This window comes from Acinetobacter junii CIP 64.5 (assembly GCF_000368765.1).
GTDB lineage: Bacteria > Pseudomonadota > Gammaproteobacteria > Pseudomonadales > Moraxellaceae > Acinetobacter > Acinetobacter junii.
Window position 1 is genome coordinate 1168400 of sequence record NZ_KB849655.1, and the last position, 16557, is coordinate 1184956.

Below are 16557 nucleotides of genomic sequence, written 5' to 3' on the forward strand. Positions count from 1 at the left end.
AAAAAACCTGCACGAAGCAGGTTTTTCCTTTGTAGGGTTTAGTCCTTATCAAGAATCGATTCAAAAGCTTTTAGACGCTTATGAATCGATAATAGTTCAATAATGGTTTTCCATGAACTGATCAAATATTGGAATGATTCACGGACTTTATCAAAAATATTACTGATTTGGTTAATCAAACCAAGCGTCATTTTTCCAGATGCGATTGCAGGGAATAATACGACAAGGCTATATAAAATATCGAGTTGCTTGTACCAAATTGCCACTAAGTTAAAGTAAGCATAATGAAAGTAAAGTCTAAAGTAATTGACTCGTACCTTACTAAATAACTCTTTTAACGTAACAGGATCAGCACGATTCTCATGGTCTTCACCATAGACTAACTCTTTACGATAAGCAGCTTCAACCTTTTGATTATTGAATTGCAAACCAGGAAGTTTCTGCCCGACTAACATTAGAATAACTGTACCAGCAATCGCCCATACAACAGCCGCCCACACCAAAGAGTGTTCAATTTCCCCCACGATCGGTAAGACTGGAACTTTCTGCGAGATTTGGAACAACAAAGGTAAGAAGGCAATCAGTACCATCACTGACTTAATTAACTCCACCCCTAAGTCTTCCATGATGGTCGCAAAGCGCATGGTATCTTCTTGTATACGCTGTGACGCACCTTCTACATGTCGCAGCTTATCCCAGTTGGCGGTGTAGTATTCATTCATTGCTGTGCGCCAACGGAATACGTAGTGACTGGTAAAAAATGCATTAATGACTGCAAATGTGACTGCCACCATCGCGATATAAAGAAAGGTCAAAGTGCCTTTGTAAAGATCATTGATGTCACCACCACCATCGCTGAGCATTTTTTGGATCATGTCCCAGAATGGACCATACCATGCGTTAATCGCAACACTCACCTGAACACCAAACCAGATATTAAACAGAATGAATGCCGATCCCCAAATCGACCACTTTTGCCATTTATTATCAGATAAAAATCGCCAAAAGGCAGCGAATAATGCTGTTGATACTAAAAACCAAATATAGAACCAAATAAAGGCTGCGGACCAAAAGCGACTCACACCAATTGGTAATTCAGCTTCAGCATAACCTTTCGGAAAACCCAAGTACTCTCCCCATCCATGCCCACCTGTGTACCAAAGCAGCATGTTGAGCGCTAACCATACAATCACCGATATAAAAAAAAGGCGTGGGTTAGGAAAAAATGATTTAAACATCGTGTTTAACAATCCTTGTGGTGTTACTGATGACGTCGATGCGTCATCCTATAATGCAAAACTTAAATTTGTTTAATAAAAAGTTTAATGAATTGTAGTTATTTACCTGTTTTCTTGATTTTTTCATAGCTTTTTATAGAGGATTTACAAATTGTTTTATTAAAAAACATCTGCCAGCAAACCACGCCTTATCTTGTATTGATTTACTGGCAGAAAAATAGCCGATTAGGGTGCTACAGGATTTATTTTCAATGCAAAATCTTGCTGCGCTTGAGTGGCTGAATTTTGCTTACTTTGAATTGTCGATTGAATATCCGCAAGTTTAGCCTGTGCTGCATCAATCCCAGCCTGCATAGTCATTTCACGTCCTTTTACATCAAAGATATGTGCCTTTTCACGTAGATCAGGTTGAATCACGACATCCGCATCTTTCAATTCTTCTTCGGCTAATCGCCCTTGCATGATATTAATATTTTGATTGAACAAGCCCCATACATTGGTGGTTTCGGTATGAATTGGCTGCGCCAAAATATCTACAGCAATCACAATATCCGCACCTAGTTCCCGTGCTACTTCAACTGGGACAGGACTCACTAGCCCACCATCAACATACTCGACATTACGAATCTTAGTCGGCACAAACATACTTGGAATAGAAGTCGATGCACGCACGGCTTGCCCTGTATTGCCATAGTTAAATACGGTTTTCGTCCCATTTTTGAGTTCAGTTGCAACCACATACATTGGAATTTTTAACTTTTGTAGCGGTGTGTTAAGCACTTGTTGATTGACATAGTCTTCAACTTTTTTACCATCAAAGAAACCTTTGAGGCTCACATTTACATCACGTACATCATTGGCTTTAAGTTTGAATGCAATATCTCTTAATTCAGCTGCGCTTTTACCACTGGCATATATTGAACCCACGATACTGCCTGCGCTTGTACCTACGATCAAATCAGGTCGGATGCCTTGCTGTTCAAGTACTTCGATCACTCCGATATGAGCATATCCTCTCGCACCACCACTTCCTAATACCAGCGCAATGACAGGACGTTTCTGTTGTTTTTTGATCGCAGCAAAAGGTTGACTCATGGTTTGTACCTGAGCATCTTCTACAACAGGTCGTAGTTGTGATGTGGTTTGGCAACCCGCCACAAACATCATCGATAGTCCTAGAGTCAATAATTTAAGCTGTTTCATCTGCATTTGATGCCATATTCACTTTATATCACTCTCAAATTTTACTCCGAGCGATTTTTAAAAGCTGTATCAATTCTTTGCTGACTGATTTCTATGCCACAAAAAAAAGCTCCTTTACAGGAGCTTTTTATCAATTTACCAAATATCGGAATCGACTTTTTTCTTCAATTCAGGATAGTTATCAATCTTAAACTCAGGTTCTTTAATCCCTTTTTTAAGCTGAGAGGTATAATCTTTCAATAAAATCAATGCTATCGGAGTCAGCAATAGAATTGCGATCAGGTTAATAGTTGCCATCAATCCCATCGATAAGTCTGCCATAGACCAAACCAATGGAACACTAGTGATTGCACCGAAGTACACCATAACTAATACTAAAATACGGAAAATCAGCATGATTTTAGGATTGTTATTGATGAACTGCACATTACTTTCCGCATATGCATAGTTACCAATAATCGACGTAAAGGCAAATAAGAACAGAATAATAGCGAGGAAACCACCGCCCCAACTGCCAATCTGACTCTCAAGCGCTTTTTGCGTTAACGTTACGCCCTCAAAACCAGCTTCGTGATACATGCCTGACACCATAATGATAATCGCAGTACATGAACACACAACGAAGGTATCTACAAAGACACCTAGCATTTGCACTAAACCTTGGTTTACTGGATGTTTTACATCTGATGCAGCAGCAGCATTTGGTGCTGAACCCATACCTGCTTCATTTGAGAACAAACCACGTTTAATCCCCATCATCATTGCCATAGAAATCATAGCACCGAAGAAACCACCAGCTGCTGCTTCAAACTCAAAAGCTTTTGTGAAAATAAGTTTAAAGATTTCTGGCAACATTGGCAGATTGATGATGGCAATGTACAAAGCCACGATAATGTAAAGCAATGCCATGAATGGCACGATACCTTCAGCAACTTTTGCGATACGTTTAATACCACCAAAAATAATCAATGCTGTCATTGTCACTAGTCCAATGCCAACCCATGAGATTTCTAGGTCTAAACCACCCAAACCTAAAGTTAGATTGGCTTTATCCCATCCCCAAGCATGAGAAGTTGCACCAATAATCGCATTCGCCTGAACAGCATTAAACACAAATCCATAAGCTAAAATGAGAGAAAGTGCGAAAACAATCCCTAACCATTTTTGCTTTAAACCTTGAGTAATGTAATACGCAGGTCCACCACGGAATTGTTTGTTTTGATGGTCTCGTACCTTAAATAACTGTGCGAGCGATGATTCCACAAATGCAGAACTCATACCTAAGAATGCAGTAAACCACATCCAAAACACTGCACCTGGTCCACCAATCGCAATCGCAATCGCAACGCCAGCAACGTTACCCACCCCTACACGACTTGCCAGTCCTGTAACGAATGCCTGAAACGGTGTGATCCCGTGCTCATCCACACATTCTTTACGGCTGCCTTTCATGACACGAATACTGTGTAAAAATAAGCGAAGCTGTACCGCACCTGTGATTAATGTGTAAAACACACCCACTGCAACCAACAAGACAACCAAGAAATTCCAGAGCGGATCATTAAAGAATTGCACCCACGACATCAGCGTGGCATTTAATTGTTCATTCATCACTTATTCGCTTTAATAAATTATATGTATATCAAACACATATACGATAAAAATGGATGAATCAAAAAAGCCCCATATGGGGCTTTTGATCCGACTTAGGCAAAGAATTTCAAGATAACTTGAATTACTGTTGCGTTAATTAAATCAACAAAGAATGCACCACATAACGGAACAATTAAGAACGCTTTATGGGAAGGTCCATACATATTCGTAATGGCTTGCATGTTTGCAACCGCAGTCGGTGTTGCCCCCATACCAAAACCACAATGACCCGCAGCAAGAACAGCAGCATCATAGTTTTTACCCATCACACGGAAGGTTACAAAGGCTGCATATAGAGCCATAGTAATGGTTTGAGCACCTAAAATAACAACCAGTGGTCCAGCCAAATCTGCCAATTGCCATAACTTCAACGAAAGCAATGCCATTGCCAAATACAATGAAAGCGACGCGTTACCAAACACATCAATTGCACGATCAAAAATATCAATTTTCAATACGCTTTCAAGAATATTTCGGAGAATAACACCACCACCAAGCGCCCAAACAAAGGTTGGTAACTCGAACCATGTACCTTTGCTATAACCCGTCATAAACTCAGCAAATGCAAGACAGGCAGCGAACATACCTAATGTTGTGATTGCATTATCTGCTGTGATTAAACGCACTTGATGTGGGTTTTCAAATGGAGCAAGTTCATCAGGATGTTTATCAAGATGCGTATCGCGATCTTTGATTTCTAATGAACTTTTTTCATGTGCAAGGCTATAACGATTGATCAATAATTTAGCCAGTGGACCACCAATGATCCCACCAATAATTAGACCAAATGTCGCACTTGCCATTCCTAGTGCTAATGCACCTTGAATCCCATGTTGGGTTTCAAGAATTTCACCCCAAGCACCAGCAGTACCATGACCACCTGTGAGCGTGATCGAACCAGCGATCAAACCAACCAATGGATCAATACCTAACAATGACGCAAGACTCATACCTACCGCATTTTGTACTGCGATAAAAGAAGCCACACAGATCAAGAATATAACGAGTCCAATACCACCCTCACGAAGCTTCATAAAATTGGCACTTAAACCAATCGAAGCAAAGAAGATCAGCATAAAACTTGTTTGCAATTGACTGCTGAAAACAATGCTATATCCCCACATTGAGTGCACCAGCAAAGATACAACTGCTGCAACCAAACCACCTGCGACAGGCTCTGGGATGTTGTAACGTCTTAAGAAGTCAATTTTATTAACGAGCAGACGCCCTAATAACAAGACGATAACCGCCGAAATTAGGGTATAAAAACCATTGAAAGTAAATTCCATATCTTCTTCCGTTTATTTCATTAGTTTTTAGATAGTTTTTCCATCACACAACTAATAAAACAGTAACTCTCAAAATGAGTGAAAACTCAATCAAGTTAATAAAAAACATACAGTTTTTTGTAAGAACCCAGCCTGTATTAACAGATGGTTTTCACGGATGATTACACCTATAGGATAGGTTAGAAGTTATAGCGAGCCATTGCTCCTACACGGTTATCCTTACCTTTTTGACCATTGAAGGTTTTGCGTTCGCCATAGATATACTCTAAACCGAACGTGATTGGCGTAACAGGCGAAAACATTACATTCAATCAACCTTGTTGTAGCGTTTTGTTTTGCGCAGTATCTAGCAATGCTTGTTGAGCAAATGCATTGTTATCTTTAGCAAACATCGCGCCATACGCCAAAGTGCTACGAACTTTTGGCGTGATCTGATACGTTGTGCCCACAGTCACAGCATCAAATTCATTGAGATTTAAATCATCATTTATCGGATTCACATTGAACGCATTATTGGTGTAAAGCAAAAATTTGCTGTCACCTTTCACATGTGAGTAATCAAGCATCGCTTGCAAAGAATCTGTAAATTTGTATTTTGCACCCAGCGCAATCCCCCAACCTAAGTCAGATTCGTTCGAGGTGATTTGCTTTCGCTCTTTTTTAAATATGTCTTTATCAATTTCTATTAGTTTATCTTCATAACTCACTCTACTACGCACCTCTGTCAAAAGTGCACGAGCTGAAGTTGTCCCCTTACCCTCTGCAAAATCGTATTTGATTTTCGAGCTAAGAGCAGGCGCGCGATTATCATCACTACCTTTTTCCAGTGCAATCGCATAACTCGTGACAGGATTCAAAGAACCGCTGTAGCGAACCATCGGAGTTCGATATGTACCAATACCTAAAGGTGAATTGAAATCAAGCATCTCAGGTTGCAGATCTGTCGCCAAGAATGTTGATGTAGTTTGACCAAACAACCAGTCGTTATAAGTCAAATACGCATGGCGGATACGGATTGTATCGTTGTTAGTTCCACCGCGAAAATCAACTTCTAGCTTTCCACCAACATCTGCACCTTGTACAGGTGCTTTAAAATCTAAGCCCAAACGAGTCACAGTCGCAGTGCTATAAAATCGGTCACTATTTTTCTCATTATTTTCGAGATCGACTTTATTAATTCGGTTAAAAATACCATCGCCACCTTTGGCTTGATAAGAAGCATCTCCACGCAAGAAACCATATAACTTTACATCAGCACCAGATGCTGTTTGAAAAGAGAGTGGCGATTTTTTATTTGTATCAGATGATGGAGTTGTAGTCTGAGCAGCTAGAACTTGAGCTGAATCTGAAACAGGCAATGTAGTTTTTTGTTTTGATTGAGGAACATATTGTTCAAGTAAAGCACGCAACTCTTTCACTTCCTCACGAAGTTGTTGAATTTGCTCTTGCTCAGTAGCAGCCTGTGTCGTGTTCATCATCAAGATAGCAACAGTAAATGCCAAACCCTGAATCAAGAACGGCTTGCGGATGAGAGGTAAACTCATGAGAAGCTCCTTGTATTCGATGTATATTTCAACATTTCTACAAACATAAAATTGGATAAATTCACTATGTTTGTAATAGAAAATCCCCCTCACCCAATCAGTAAGGAAAGCCTAATCAATTTTTAAAAAGGGCGTATTATGCATAAATTTAGAATATTGTGTGTATTTTTTTATTCGAATAAAAACTCAGTTTTAAACAATTTTGGCTAAATAATAGTTCTATTTCATTATGTTACAAATATATTTCTTTTTCACACAAACAAAACAAAACCGCACATAAATTATTCAGCCTTTACTGACGAAACGAAAACACGATTACTTTTAAAACAAATTTTGCAATACGACTAAAAAACCATCTGCAAAAACACCAGATTCATTTATAGTCTCACCCAATGAGAAAATAGCTAAAAGAGCTGGAGTTTATATGAATACGGAACAAGTCCGTTATGTTGATGAAGCAATTACTTCTCGCCACTCAGTACGTGCATTTCTAGATACACCTGTTGATGTACAAACGATTAAAGACATTTTGTCAGTTGCAAGCCGAGCACCATCAGGTACAAACACTCAACCATGGAAGGTTTATGTGCTTACTGGAAACAAACGCGCAGAGATGATTGAGCGCGTCTGTGCAGCTCAGCTTGAGTTATTTCAAAAACCAGAATTAGCAGAGCAGTACAAAGAAACTTTTGCATATTATCCAGAAAATTGGATTTCACCGTTTATTGATCGTCGTCGTGCTAATGGTTGGGGTCTATACGGATTATTAGGTATTCAAAAAGGCGAAAAGGAAAAAATGGCAGCACAACAACTGCGTAACTTTCAGCTTTTTGATGCGCCTGTTGGACTTTTCTTTACTGTCAACAAAGCGATGGGAATCGGATCGAAGATGGATATTTCGATGATGATTCAAAATGTGATGGTCGCTGCTAAAGCACGTGGTTTGGATACTTGCCCTCAAGCTGCATGGAATCACTTTTATCCGATTGTCTTAGATGTACTTGGAGCACCAGATGATGAAGAGCTTATTTGTGCAATTGCATTAGGATATGCCGATCCAAATCACATCGTGAATACCTTTATTACACCACGCGAACCTGTCGAAAATTTTACTGTCTTTGTTGATGAGTAAACTTTAATGACCACAGTATCTCTACATAGAGATACTGTTCTGTTGTCTTCCAACCTTAAAGATAGCGACCAGTCCTGCTGAAGTAAACATCAACATCATGAGCCCCATGTTCAATGATGCTTTCCAAATCAAAAAGTTCAGAATAACACCACCTAATAAACCACATGCAAACTGCATACTTCCCATGATCGCACTCGCAGTTCCAGCTCGAGCACCTTGTTTAGACATTGCCAAAGCCATTGCATTTGGACCAGTCAAACCAATTCCAGACACTACAAAAAATAAACCAAACATCAATATCCACAACGGAGCGTTATGCATTGATCCTGCAAACACAACACATACAGCACCAAGGAACTGAATCGAACCGCCTAAACGAAGACGGGGATAAATATCCATTCGTGTATTGAGATGCTTATTCAAAGAAGACATCAACATAATTCCAGCAGCATTAAAAGCGAATGCATAGGAGAATTGCTGTTGAGATAATCCATATTGCCCCATAAAGACCGCTGATGCAGAACTGATGTAACAAAACAAAGCTGCACCTGTCAGACAGCCTGCAAACATGGGGACTCTAAAGCTCGCATCTTTTAGAATTGCGGCATAAAGCGTTGTGACTTGATAAGTGGAAAGCTTGAGACGACGCTCAATTGGCAAAGATTCTTTAAAAAAGAAATGGACACATCACCAACAGATCACACCAATAATAGCCAATGCAGCAAAAATCATTTCCCAAGGGAAAAAGTTCAGAATCCAAGCGCCAAACATAGGTGCTAAAATAGGTGCTAGCCCCATGACAATCATCATACTTGAAAATGCTTGAGCTGAACCTTGAACATCCAGCCGATCACGAATCGCAGCGCGCGCAATAACGACACCGACACAGCCCCCAAGCGCTTGAAAAATACGTGCAACGATTAATGCCCATTCATTACTTGCAAACACACATGCCAAACTGGCAATCACATAAAGGGTTAAACCAAAATACAAAGGTTTTTTTCGACCAATCCGATCGCTCACTGGACCATAGATAAGTTGACCAATCGCAAGCCCTAAAAAATAAGCAGGCAAAGTATTTGCGACCATTTGTGTACTCACCCCAAACTCCTCTGCCATTTCAGGCAAAGCGGGTAAATACATATCAATTGATAAAGGACCTAAAGCGGTAAGGAGTGCAAGCAACATAATCCAAGTTGTTGAATATTGACGTGAATTAGACTGCTCGACCTTCATAATACTTCACTTTTCAAGTTTATTCCTGATCTAAGCTTAACACTCTCATGCTATTTTGTGCATAATAATACAGGCTGACTAGCACTTTTGAGATGTCAGTTCCCATACAATAATTCCATGACACGATACGAAAAGGACAGCGCTTGAATCCTTGGTTTGGACGTTTAAAACAATTAACTTATAACACCACGTTTATGTATAACGTGAGGATGTTGATCGCTTTTGTAGGTACAGCTTTTGTTCCTTATTTATTGGATTTTCAACTGGCTACGATTCCATTAACTTTAGGTGTAGTCGCTGCGGGTATCAGTGATATTGATGATCGCTTTTCTGTGCGGATCATGAACTTAATCTACACCTACATCGGTTTTTTTATTACAGCAGCATCCGTTCAATTATTATTTCCATACCCTTTCGCATTTGCTTTTGGTTTGATCGCCTCTTGTATTGGCTGGATTCTGTTAGGTTCGTTAGGGCGACGTTACGCCACGATTGCTTATGGATGTTTGGTGGTTTCGGTATATACCATGCTCGGTGTTCATCTATTTGAAGACTGGTATTTTCAACCTGCATTACTTGTGATCGGAGCAGCATGGTATGGTCTGATTTCAACTATCAGCTTCTTATTATTTCCAGTTCGTCAGTTACAAGATCAACTATCAGCATCTTATAATGCTTTAGGTAGTTTTTTATATGCTAAATCAAACCTGTTTGATGTGGATATGACCGCATCAAGCTACCAACAAAGCATGATTGATTTAGCACTAGAAAATGGAAAATTAATTACATTATTCAATAATTTACGTGTAGCACTAGTCACTCGCCTCAAAGGAGACCGAGGTCAAAAAGATACGCGACGCAGCTTACAGTATTATTTTGTAGCTCAAGATATTCACGAGCGTGCTGATTCCGCTCATATTGATTACCAAAAACTCGCTAAACTGTTTCAGCACAGTGATATTTTATTTCGTTTCCAACGTATTCTTACCATTCAAGGTAAAGCATGTCAGGACTTAGCGCAATGTATCTTGAATCGCACACGTTATACGCATAACAAAAGATTTCAACATAGTTTTGAAAATCTTAGACTGTCATTAGAAAAATTACGTGAAGATAATATTTATGATCAAGTACGTGTGAATGCCTTATTTGCACTCTATCAAAATTTAAAATCGATCGATGCCCAACTGCAAAACTTAGAAACAGAACGCGATTTGCAACTGATCAACACTCAACAAACTGAACACCAACTTAAAGATGATGATCTCAAAGGTTGGAATGATATTTTTGTTCGAGTCAAACAGCATCTCACACCTGAATCTGTTTTATTCCGACACGCGGTCCGTTTATCTATCGTTTTATTTATTGGCTATATTTTTATTCAAGTTACCAATATTGCATATGGATACTGGATTTTACTCACTGCACTTTTCGTATGTCAGCCAAATTTCAACGCCACAAAACGCCGCTTATATTTGCGTATAGTAGGTACATTAATCGGCATTATTGTTGGATTGGCGATTATCTATTTTATTCCTTCACTTGAAGGGCAATTGGTGATGCTTGTTTTAAGCGGTGTGTTATTTTTCGAACTAAGAAGTAAGCAATATGCTCAAGCAACTGCATTCATCACTATCTTGGCACTGATCAACTTTAATCTTGATGGTTCTGCATTTGCTGCTGGCTTTCCAAGATTTATCGATACACTTATCGGATGTGCCCTCGCATGGTTTGGCGTGAGTTTTATTTGGCCCGATTGGAAATTTCGCCGGCTGCCTCGTACCATCCGGCGTTCTATAGAAGCTCAATGTAATTATCTTACGGAAGTGGTTCAGCAATACCACGAAGGTAAAAATAATGCACTGAATTATCGTGTAGTTCGTCGCGCAGCGCACAATACCGATGCGGAAGTTGCTTCTTTAATTTCCACATTAGCAACTGAGCCAAATATTGATCCAACACAAAAGTCACTTGCATTCGAGTTCTTGTGTTTGAGTCATACCTTTTTGAGCTATATCGCAGCCTTAGGTGCACATCGTGCACAAATCCATGATCAAGAAGTATTGGCTTTACTTGATCAAGCCCTAGATGATATTAAAGGCACATTATTGCGTGATGAGGTTCCAGATTTATCCGCGCAAAACATGTTACAAACCATACGTCAACGACTCAGTACTCATGATGAAGGGGATCCAAAATCCTTGATTATTTTGCAACAATTATCACTCATGTTTGGTATTTTGACTCGCTTAAGCATGCTTAAACAAAGCTTGAGTCATGAGCCAAATCAGGATGGCACTGAGTTTGCATCTCTTTGATTTATCCACCATTGGCATAATATCTTTGACTGCTAATTAATGCTAAACTTAACCTAGTTCTACACTCATTTTTTATACTATGACCGCCAAAACGCTATACGCTTATACGCTACAACCTGTTCCCTACGAAGTTTCCGAAGCTGAACAACGTCAAGCTCAACTTATGATTTGGCGTAGTACTAATAAATTTAGTCGCAAAGCGTGGATCATTATGATTTCGCTTGTGGTGCTTTCTTTAGTGACCGCTGGACTGATTAACTACTACTCTACTTACTCAACTGTATTTTGTTGGGTTGTTATCGTGTTCGTTGCCCTCTTCTACCTGATTAAACGATTCGGTCTTGAGTGGTATGTGAAACGTAAAATGAATGAATTCCCAGTTCAGGAAATTAAAGGTCTTCGTCTTGGTGTTCAACCACACGGTATCGTCATGCGCCAAAAAATGGGCGTTCAAGAAGGTACTGCAACAATCGGTTGGAAAGATATTTATGAGTGGTATAGCTCACCTGACTTCATTTTGGTGAACTTTAAAGTAAAAACACCAAAAGGTGATGAACAACAAGGTGCATATATCCTTCCTAAACGCATGGATTCAAAAAACTTTTCATTCAATACTGTTCGTAAACATTTGAATGAAACTGTAGGCGCTCCGAAAACGCTATAATTAAAAATATTCAAAAAAAGCCTCTCAAAATGAGAGGTTTTTTTTAATGTGAAAATTTAAATGAGAATCAAAATCAATATTACCTACAAAATCCATATTATATTCTTAATCTTGAGTTATAATTTTTTACATGAACTCCACTTTATTTACATTTTTTGACCATGCTTAAAAAAGTCTTCTTCCAAATTCATTGGTTTTTAGGGATCACTGCAGGTTTAATCCTTTCATTGATGGGCATAACTGGAGCAATTTATTCATATGATCAGCAAATCTTAGAATTCATCAATAAAGAGAGCTATGTTGTTGAAGCTGCTTCTACTCCAAAGTTAACCCCAGCCCAGATATTTCAACACTTCAATAAAAAACAACCCGATATTGAGATTAATAGTATTACCATCGCAGCTGACCCTACCGCATCTTCTACAGTAAATATTAAAAAAGAAGGTGCTCGTCGTGGCCATAACATGATGGTCAATCCATATACAGCTGAAGTGTTACCAGAAGTCAAAGGTGGTGAAGTATTACAATTTATCCAACGATTGCATCGGAACTTAACAGCAGGCGAGTTTGGAGCACAAATTACAGGTGCATCAACCTTGATGCTTATCTTTTTTGTGCTGAGTGGACTTTATCTCCGCTTCCCTAAAAAACATTCTTTTAAACAATGGTTCTTTATTAAGCCTAAACTTAAGGGTCGCAATTTTATTTGGGATTTACATGCTGTAGTTGGAACTTGGCTTGTCGTCTTTTATCTCTTATTTGCATGCACTGGTTTGTATTGGTCATATGACTGGTGGCGTGCTGGTATGTTCAAAGTCATGGGAGTTGAACAACCTAAACGCAACGAACCGAACCAAGATAGAAAAAAACCTGAAAAAGAAAAACTTAAACCTGAGCAAGTGACCAACATATTGTCGCAATCGTGGACAGGCGTGAATGCCCAAATTGGACGTGAATATTCATCATTAACGTTTAATATTCCGAAAAAGAACGATGCAAAGCTTGAGCTATCTTTTGTTGATGCTATCCCCCAACATGAACGTGCTCGTAACCAAGCTATTTATAATTATCAATCCAACACTTTTGAGAAATTTGAGCTCTACGAAGATAAGAAGCTAAATGAAAAGATTATGAGCAGTATGCTCCCTGTACATCGTGGAAGTTTTTTTGGTGACACTTATCAATTTTTAGCAATGCTGGCATCTTTAACAATGCCTTTATTTTTCGTCACAGGTTGGATGCTTTATTTAAAACGTCGCAAACAAAAAAAACTCACACTCGCGGTACGAAATACGATCGGTTCTCAAGTTATTGACCCAAATGCAAAACCATGGCTCATCACTTACGCAAGTCAAACAGGTGTGGCTGAGCAACTCGCATGGCGTACAGCAACAAGCTTACAAGAAGCACAGCAAGCAACAATTGTTAAACCTCTTCAACAGTTGACTGAGCGTGAGCTTCAGCAAGCTGAGCTTGTCTTATTTGTGGTGAGTACCTATGGAACTGGTGAGGCACCTGACTTAGCAACTAGCTTCAGCAAAAAGATGATGAAGCAATCACTAGATTTAAGTTCAATGCAGTTTGCAGTGCTTGCATTGGGTTCTAAAGAATATCCTGAAAGTTTCTGTAGTTTTGGGCATGCAATAAACCAATGGTTATTAGCATCGAAGGCCTCAGCTTTATTTGACTTAATTGAAGTCGATAACGTCAATCCTAATGATATCCAACGCTGGAATCAGGCTTTATCAGAGATTACGTACACAGAACTACATGCAATGAACATTGAAAAAGTATTTGATCATTGGACATTAAGTTCTCGTACACTCCTCAATCCAAATAGTCTTGGGCAACCTGCTTACAATATTGAATTCACCGCTCCTCATGATATGACTTGGCATCCTGGTGATATTGCAGAAATTCAACCAGAAAATACTCCTACAGAGATTCAACGCTTTTTAGAAAAGTACCAAATCTCAGCTGAATCCAAAATCGAATCATTGAATCAGAAAATTGATCAGGCATTACGGAATAAAAATTTACGCGTAGATGTTCAGGCATTCAATCATCTAGATGAACTTGTCGAGCAGCTTCCTACCCTACCCACTCGAGAATACTCTATCGCTAGTATTCCTCCGCAGCAAATTCTCAGACTTGTCATTCGTCAACAGCGTGACCCACAGGGTGAACTTGGATTAGGCTCTGGATGGTTAACAGAACATATCCAAATCAAAGATAAGCTAGCTTTACGAATTCGTACGAATGAATCATTCCATTTGATTGATGATAATCGTCCAATCATTTGTATCGGTAATGGCACAGGTATCGCAGGTTTGATGAGCCTGTTGCAACAACGTAATCGTCAAAATTACACTGAAAATTGGTTAATTTTTGGTGAGCGTCAACGTGAATGTGACTATTTCTATAAAGATACCATCGAAGCATGGAAAAACATGGGAACTTTAAAACGTCTAGATTTGGCATTCTCTAGAGATCAAGCTCAACGTATTTATGTACAAGATATTCTTCACAACAATGCTGAAGAGCTTTTAGCATGGATCGCTAAGGATGCTGTCATATACATTTGTGGAAGCATTGAAGGTATGGCAACAGGTGTTGAAGCTGCACTGATCGATATTCTAGGAGAGGAAAAATTGGATGAATTACGGTTATCAGGTCGTTATCGTCGAGATGTTTACTAAGCTTTATTGAATATAGATAAAGATGGGTGATATTCACCCATTTTTTATTCATCAATAGAAGCGTTTGCCTTTCGATGAATTTTGCATACACTTAGCACGTTTTATATCGCTTACGAAAAAGATTATGCAAGCAAGCTCATGGATTCGTATCATTTTAGCTATAGTCGGTTCTATTTTATTCCTAGATGGAGCTATTCTAATTGCGCTCAAAAAAATTCACATCGGTACAGTTTTACCCTTTTTAATTGGACTATTTTTCTGTATTTACGCTTATTTCTATTATCATTTTGAACGGTTTTTCTTTTATCACTTCCGTCTGCATTCTATTTGGCGCTTTGCATGGGCATGTTTTTGGATTTGGATCATTAGTCTAGGGTATTTCTTTAATTATCTGACAGATAACAATCAGAAACCTCAATCTATTCCACCTGTTAAAGCAATTATTGTTTTAGGAACAGGCATCGAGAATGGTCAACCATCAGCAACACTTGCAAAACGTCTTGATCGTGCAGCACCATTGGCAAAAGCTCAACCAGATGCAAAAGTGATTGTCTCTGGTGGAATTGATTTTGGCGAGAAAGATAGCGAAGCAATTGTTATGTCACGCTATTTGCAGCAAAAACATCAAATCCCTGCCACTCAGATTTTACTCGAAGACAAAAGCACCAGCACTGAACTTAACCTCAAGAATAGCCAGCCTCTGCTATCAGCGCATCACATTACTCTTCAACAACCCATTGCAATCGTAACCAGTGACTTTCATACCTTACGTGCGCAAGCGATTGCAAAAAAACAAGGTTATAGCCAAACCATTTTACTTGGATCAACTACGCCTTTAAGCACTCGATATAATGCATGGTTAAGAGAGTATTTCGCTTATGCAAGCGGATGGATATTAAATGAATATTGATTGGGGGGGCTCTGCCCCAATCTTTTTTTGATTTAATTATGCAAACGGATATCACGTGGCAGGGGCAATTTTAACTCAGCAAATACATCAGGGCGCTGTAAATAGACTTGATAAAGAAAGTTTTTAATATCTAACAATAATGTATCAGGTGGCACCAATAAATTATTACCTTCAGGTGTCAGATCTAAAGAAAGGATCGTATTATTTTCCTTTAAAAAGGGAATCATCTTTTCAATAAAAGCCAATAATGGAACTTCCTGTAGATGATAGTTTGCCCAATTATCTTTAATTAATAATTTTGCCAATCCTTTACTTTGCCAGATTGATAAAGCATGTTGCCCAGAAGGTGTTGCACACAACGCCCACCCATCATGATACAAAGCAATCACTTGACGCTGCATAACAATTTGTTCAATGAACTGACGATAAGTATCTTTTGGAGAAAGATTAGAATTAGTTTGAGATTTCGACGCAGCCTTGCGTTGATAAGGATTTCTCATAAATCACTTCAATTTTAGAATCATTATTGCGGCTAATGATAAAAGAAATGACTTAAAATCACAATCAAGATAGCAAGATATTGTATGGAAGTTATGGTGGGCGCTGACGGGATCGAACCGCCGACATTCTGCTTGTAAGGCAGACGCTCTACCAACTGAGCTAAGCGCCCT

Annotated in this window: 10 protein-coding genes, 1 tRNA gene and 2 pseudogenes; 5 read left to right on the forward strand and 8 right to left on the reverse strand. The window is 39.0% G+C overall.

Annotation, left to right across the window (positions count from 1 at the left end; all coding sequences use genetic code 11):
• Window positions 1-38: 38 nt before the first annotated feature.
• From sbmA to F948_RS11155, 5 genes and pseudogenes are all read right to left on the reverse strand, one after another.
• Entirely contained in the window at window positions 39-1238 is a 1200-nt protein-coding gene (gene sbmA / locus F948_RS11135) for a peptide antibiotic transporter SbmA (protein ID WP_004908683.1), read from the reverse strand.
• Between the two features lie 225 nt (window positions 1239-1463).
• Window positions 1464-2441, reverse strand: a complete 978-nt coding sequence (locus F948_RS11140) for a patatin-like phospholipase family protein (protein WP_026057399.1) — start codon at window positions 2439-2441, stop codon at window positions 1464-1466.
• A gap of 135 nt (window positions 2442-2576) precedes the next feature.
• On the reverse strand, window positions 2577-4052 hold the full coding sequence (locus F948_RS11145) for an alanine/glycine:cation symporter family protein (RefSeq protein ID WP_004950597.1): 1476 nt from the start codon (window positions 4050-4052) through the stop codon (window positions 2577-2579).
• A 95-nt stretch (window positions 4053-4147) separates the two neighbouring features.
• Window positions 4148-5383, reverse strand: coding sequence for a sodium/glutamate symporter (gene gltS / locus F948_RS11150; RefSeq protein ID WP_004950593.1), 1236 nt, complete (start codon window positions 5381-5383; stop codon window positions 4148-4150).
• A 179-nt stretch (window positions 5384-5562) separates the two neighbouring features.
• A pseudogene (locus F948_RS11155) lies at window positions 5563-6927 on the reverse strand (DcaP family trimeric outer membrane transporter).
• A 424-nt stretch (window positions 6928-7351) separates the two neighbouring features.
• Here F948_RS11155 and F948_RS11160 point away from each other — a divergent pair.
• Window positions 7352-8059 carry a nitroreductase gene (locus F948_RS11160; protein ID WP_004963858.1) on the forward strand — a complete coding sequence of 236 codons (708 nt, stop codon included), beginning with the start codon at window positions 7352-7354 and terminating at the stop codon, window positions 8057-8059.
• Between the two features lie 21 nt (window positions 8060-8080).
• Here the strand turns inward: F948_RS11160 and F948_RS16155 are convergent.
• Window positions 8081-9295 (reverse strand): annotated as a pseudogene (locus F948_RS16155) (multidrug effflux MFS transporter).
• Between the two features lie 143 nt (window positions 9296-9438).
• Here F948_RS16155 and yccS point away from each other — a divergent pair.
• The 4 genes from yccS (at window position 9439) to F948_RS11190 (ending at window position 15886) form a co-directional block, all read left to right on the forward strand.
• Window positions 9439-11613 carry a YccS family putative transporter gene (gene yccS / locus F948_RS11175; protein ID WP_004963867.1) on the forward strand — a complete coding sequence of 725 codons (2175 nt, stop codon included), beginning with the start codon at window positions 9439-9441 and terminating at the stop codon, window positions 11611-11613.
• A gap of 79 nt (window positions 11614-11692) precedes the next feature.
• Complete coding sequence (locus F948_RS11180; protein ID WP_004908704.1) at window positions 11693-12277, forward strand: YcxB family protein; 585 nt, start codon at window positions 11693-11695, stop codon at window positions 12275-12277.
• Between the two features lie 161 nt (window positions 12278-12438).
• A complete protein-coding gene (locus tag F948_RS11185) occupies window positions 12439-14976 on the forward strand; it encodes a PepSY domain-containing protein (RefSeq protein ID WP_004963870.1) in 2538 nt (845 codons plus the stop codon).
• Window positions 14977-15100: 124 nt separating this feature from the next.
• A complete protein-coding gene (locus F948_RS11190; RefSeq protein WP_004950576.1) occupies window positions 15101-15886 on the forward strand; it encodes a YdcF family protein in 786 nt (261 codons plus the stop codon).
• Between the two features lie 32 nt (window positions 15887-15918).
• On the opposite strand, the gene F948_RS11195 is transcribed toward F948_RS11190, so the two are convergent.
• Both F948_RS11195 and F948_RS11200 read right to left on the reverse strand, forming a co-directional pair.
• Window positions 15919-16386 (reverse strand): DUF2750 domain-containing protein, encoded by a 468-nt coding sequence (locus F948_RS11195; RefSeq protein WP_004950574.1) that lies wholly within the window; start codon window positions 16384-16386, stop codon window positions 15919-15921.
• A gap of 94 nt (window positions 16387-16480) precedes the next feature.
• Window positions 16481-16556, reverse strand: a tRNA-Val gene (locus F948_RS11200).
• Between the last annotated feature and the right edge of the window lies 1 nt (window position 16557).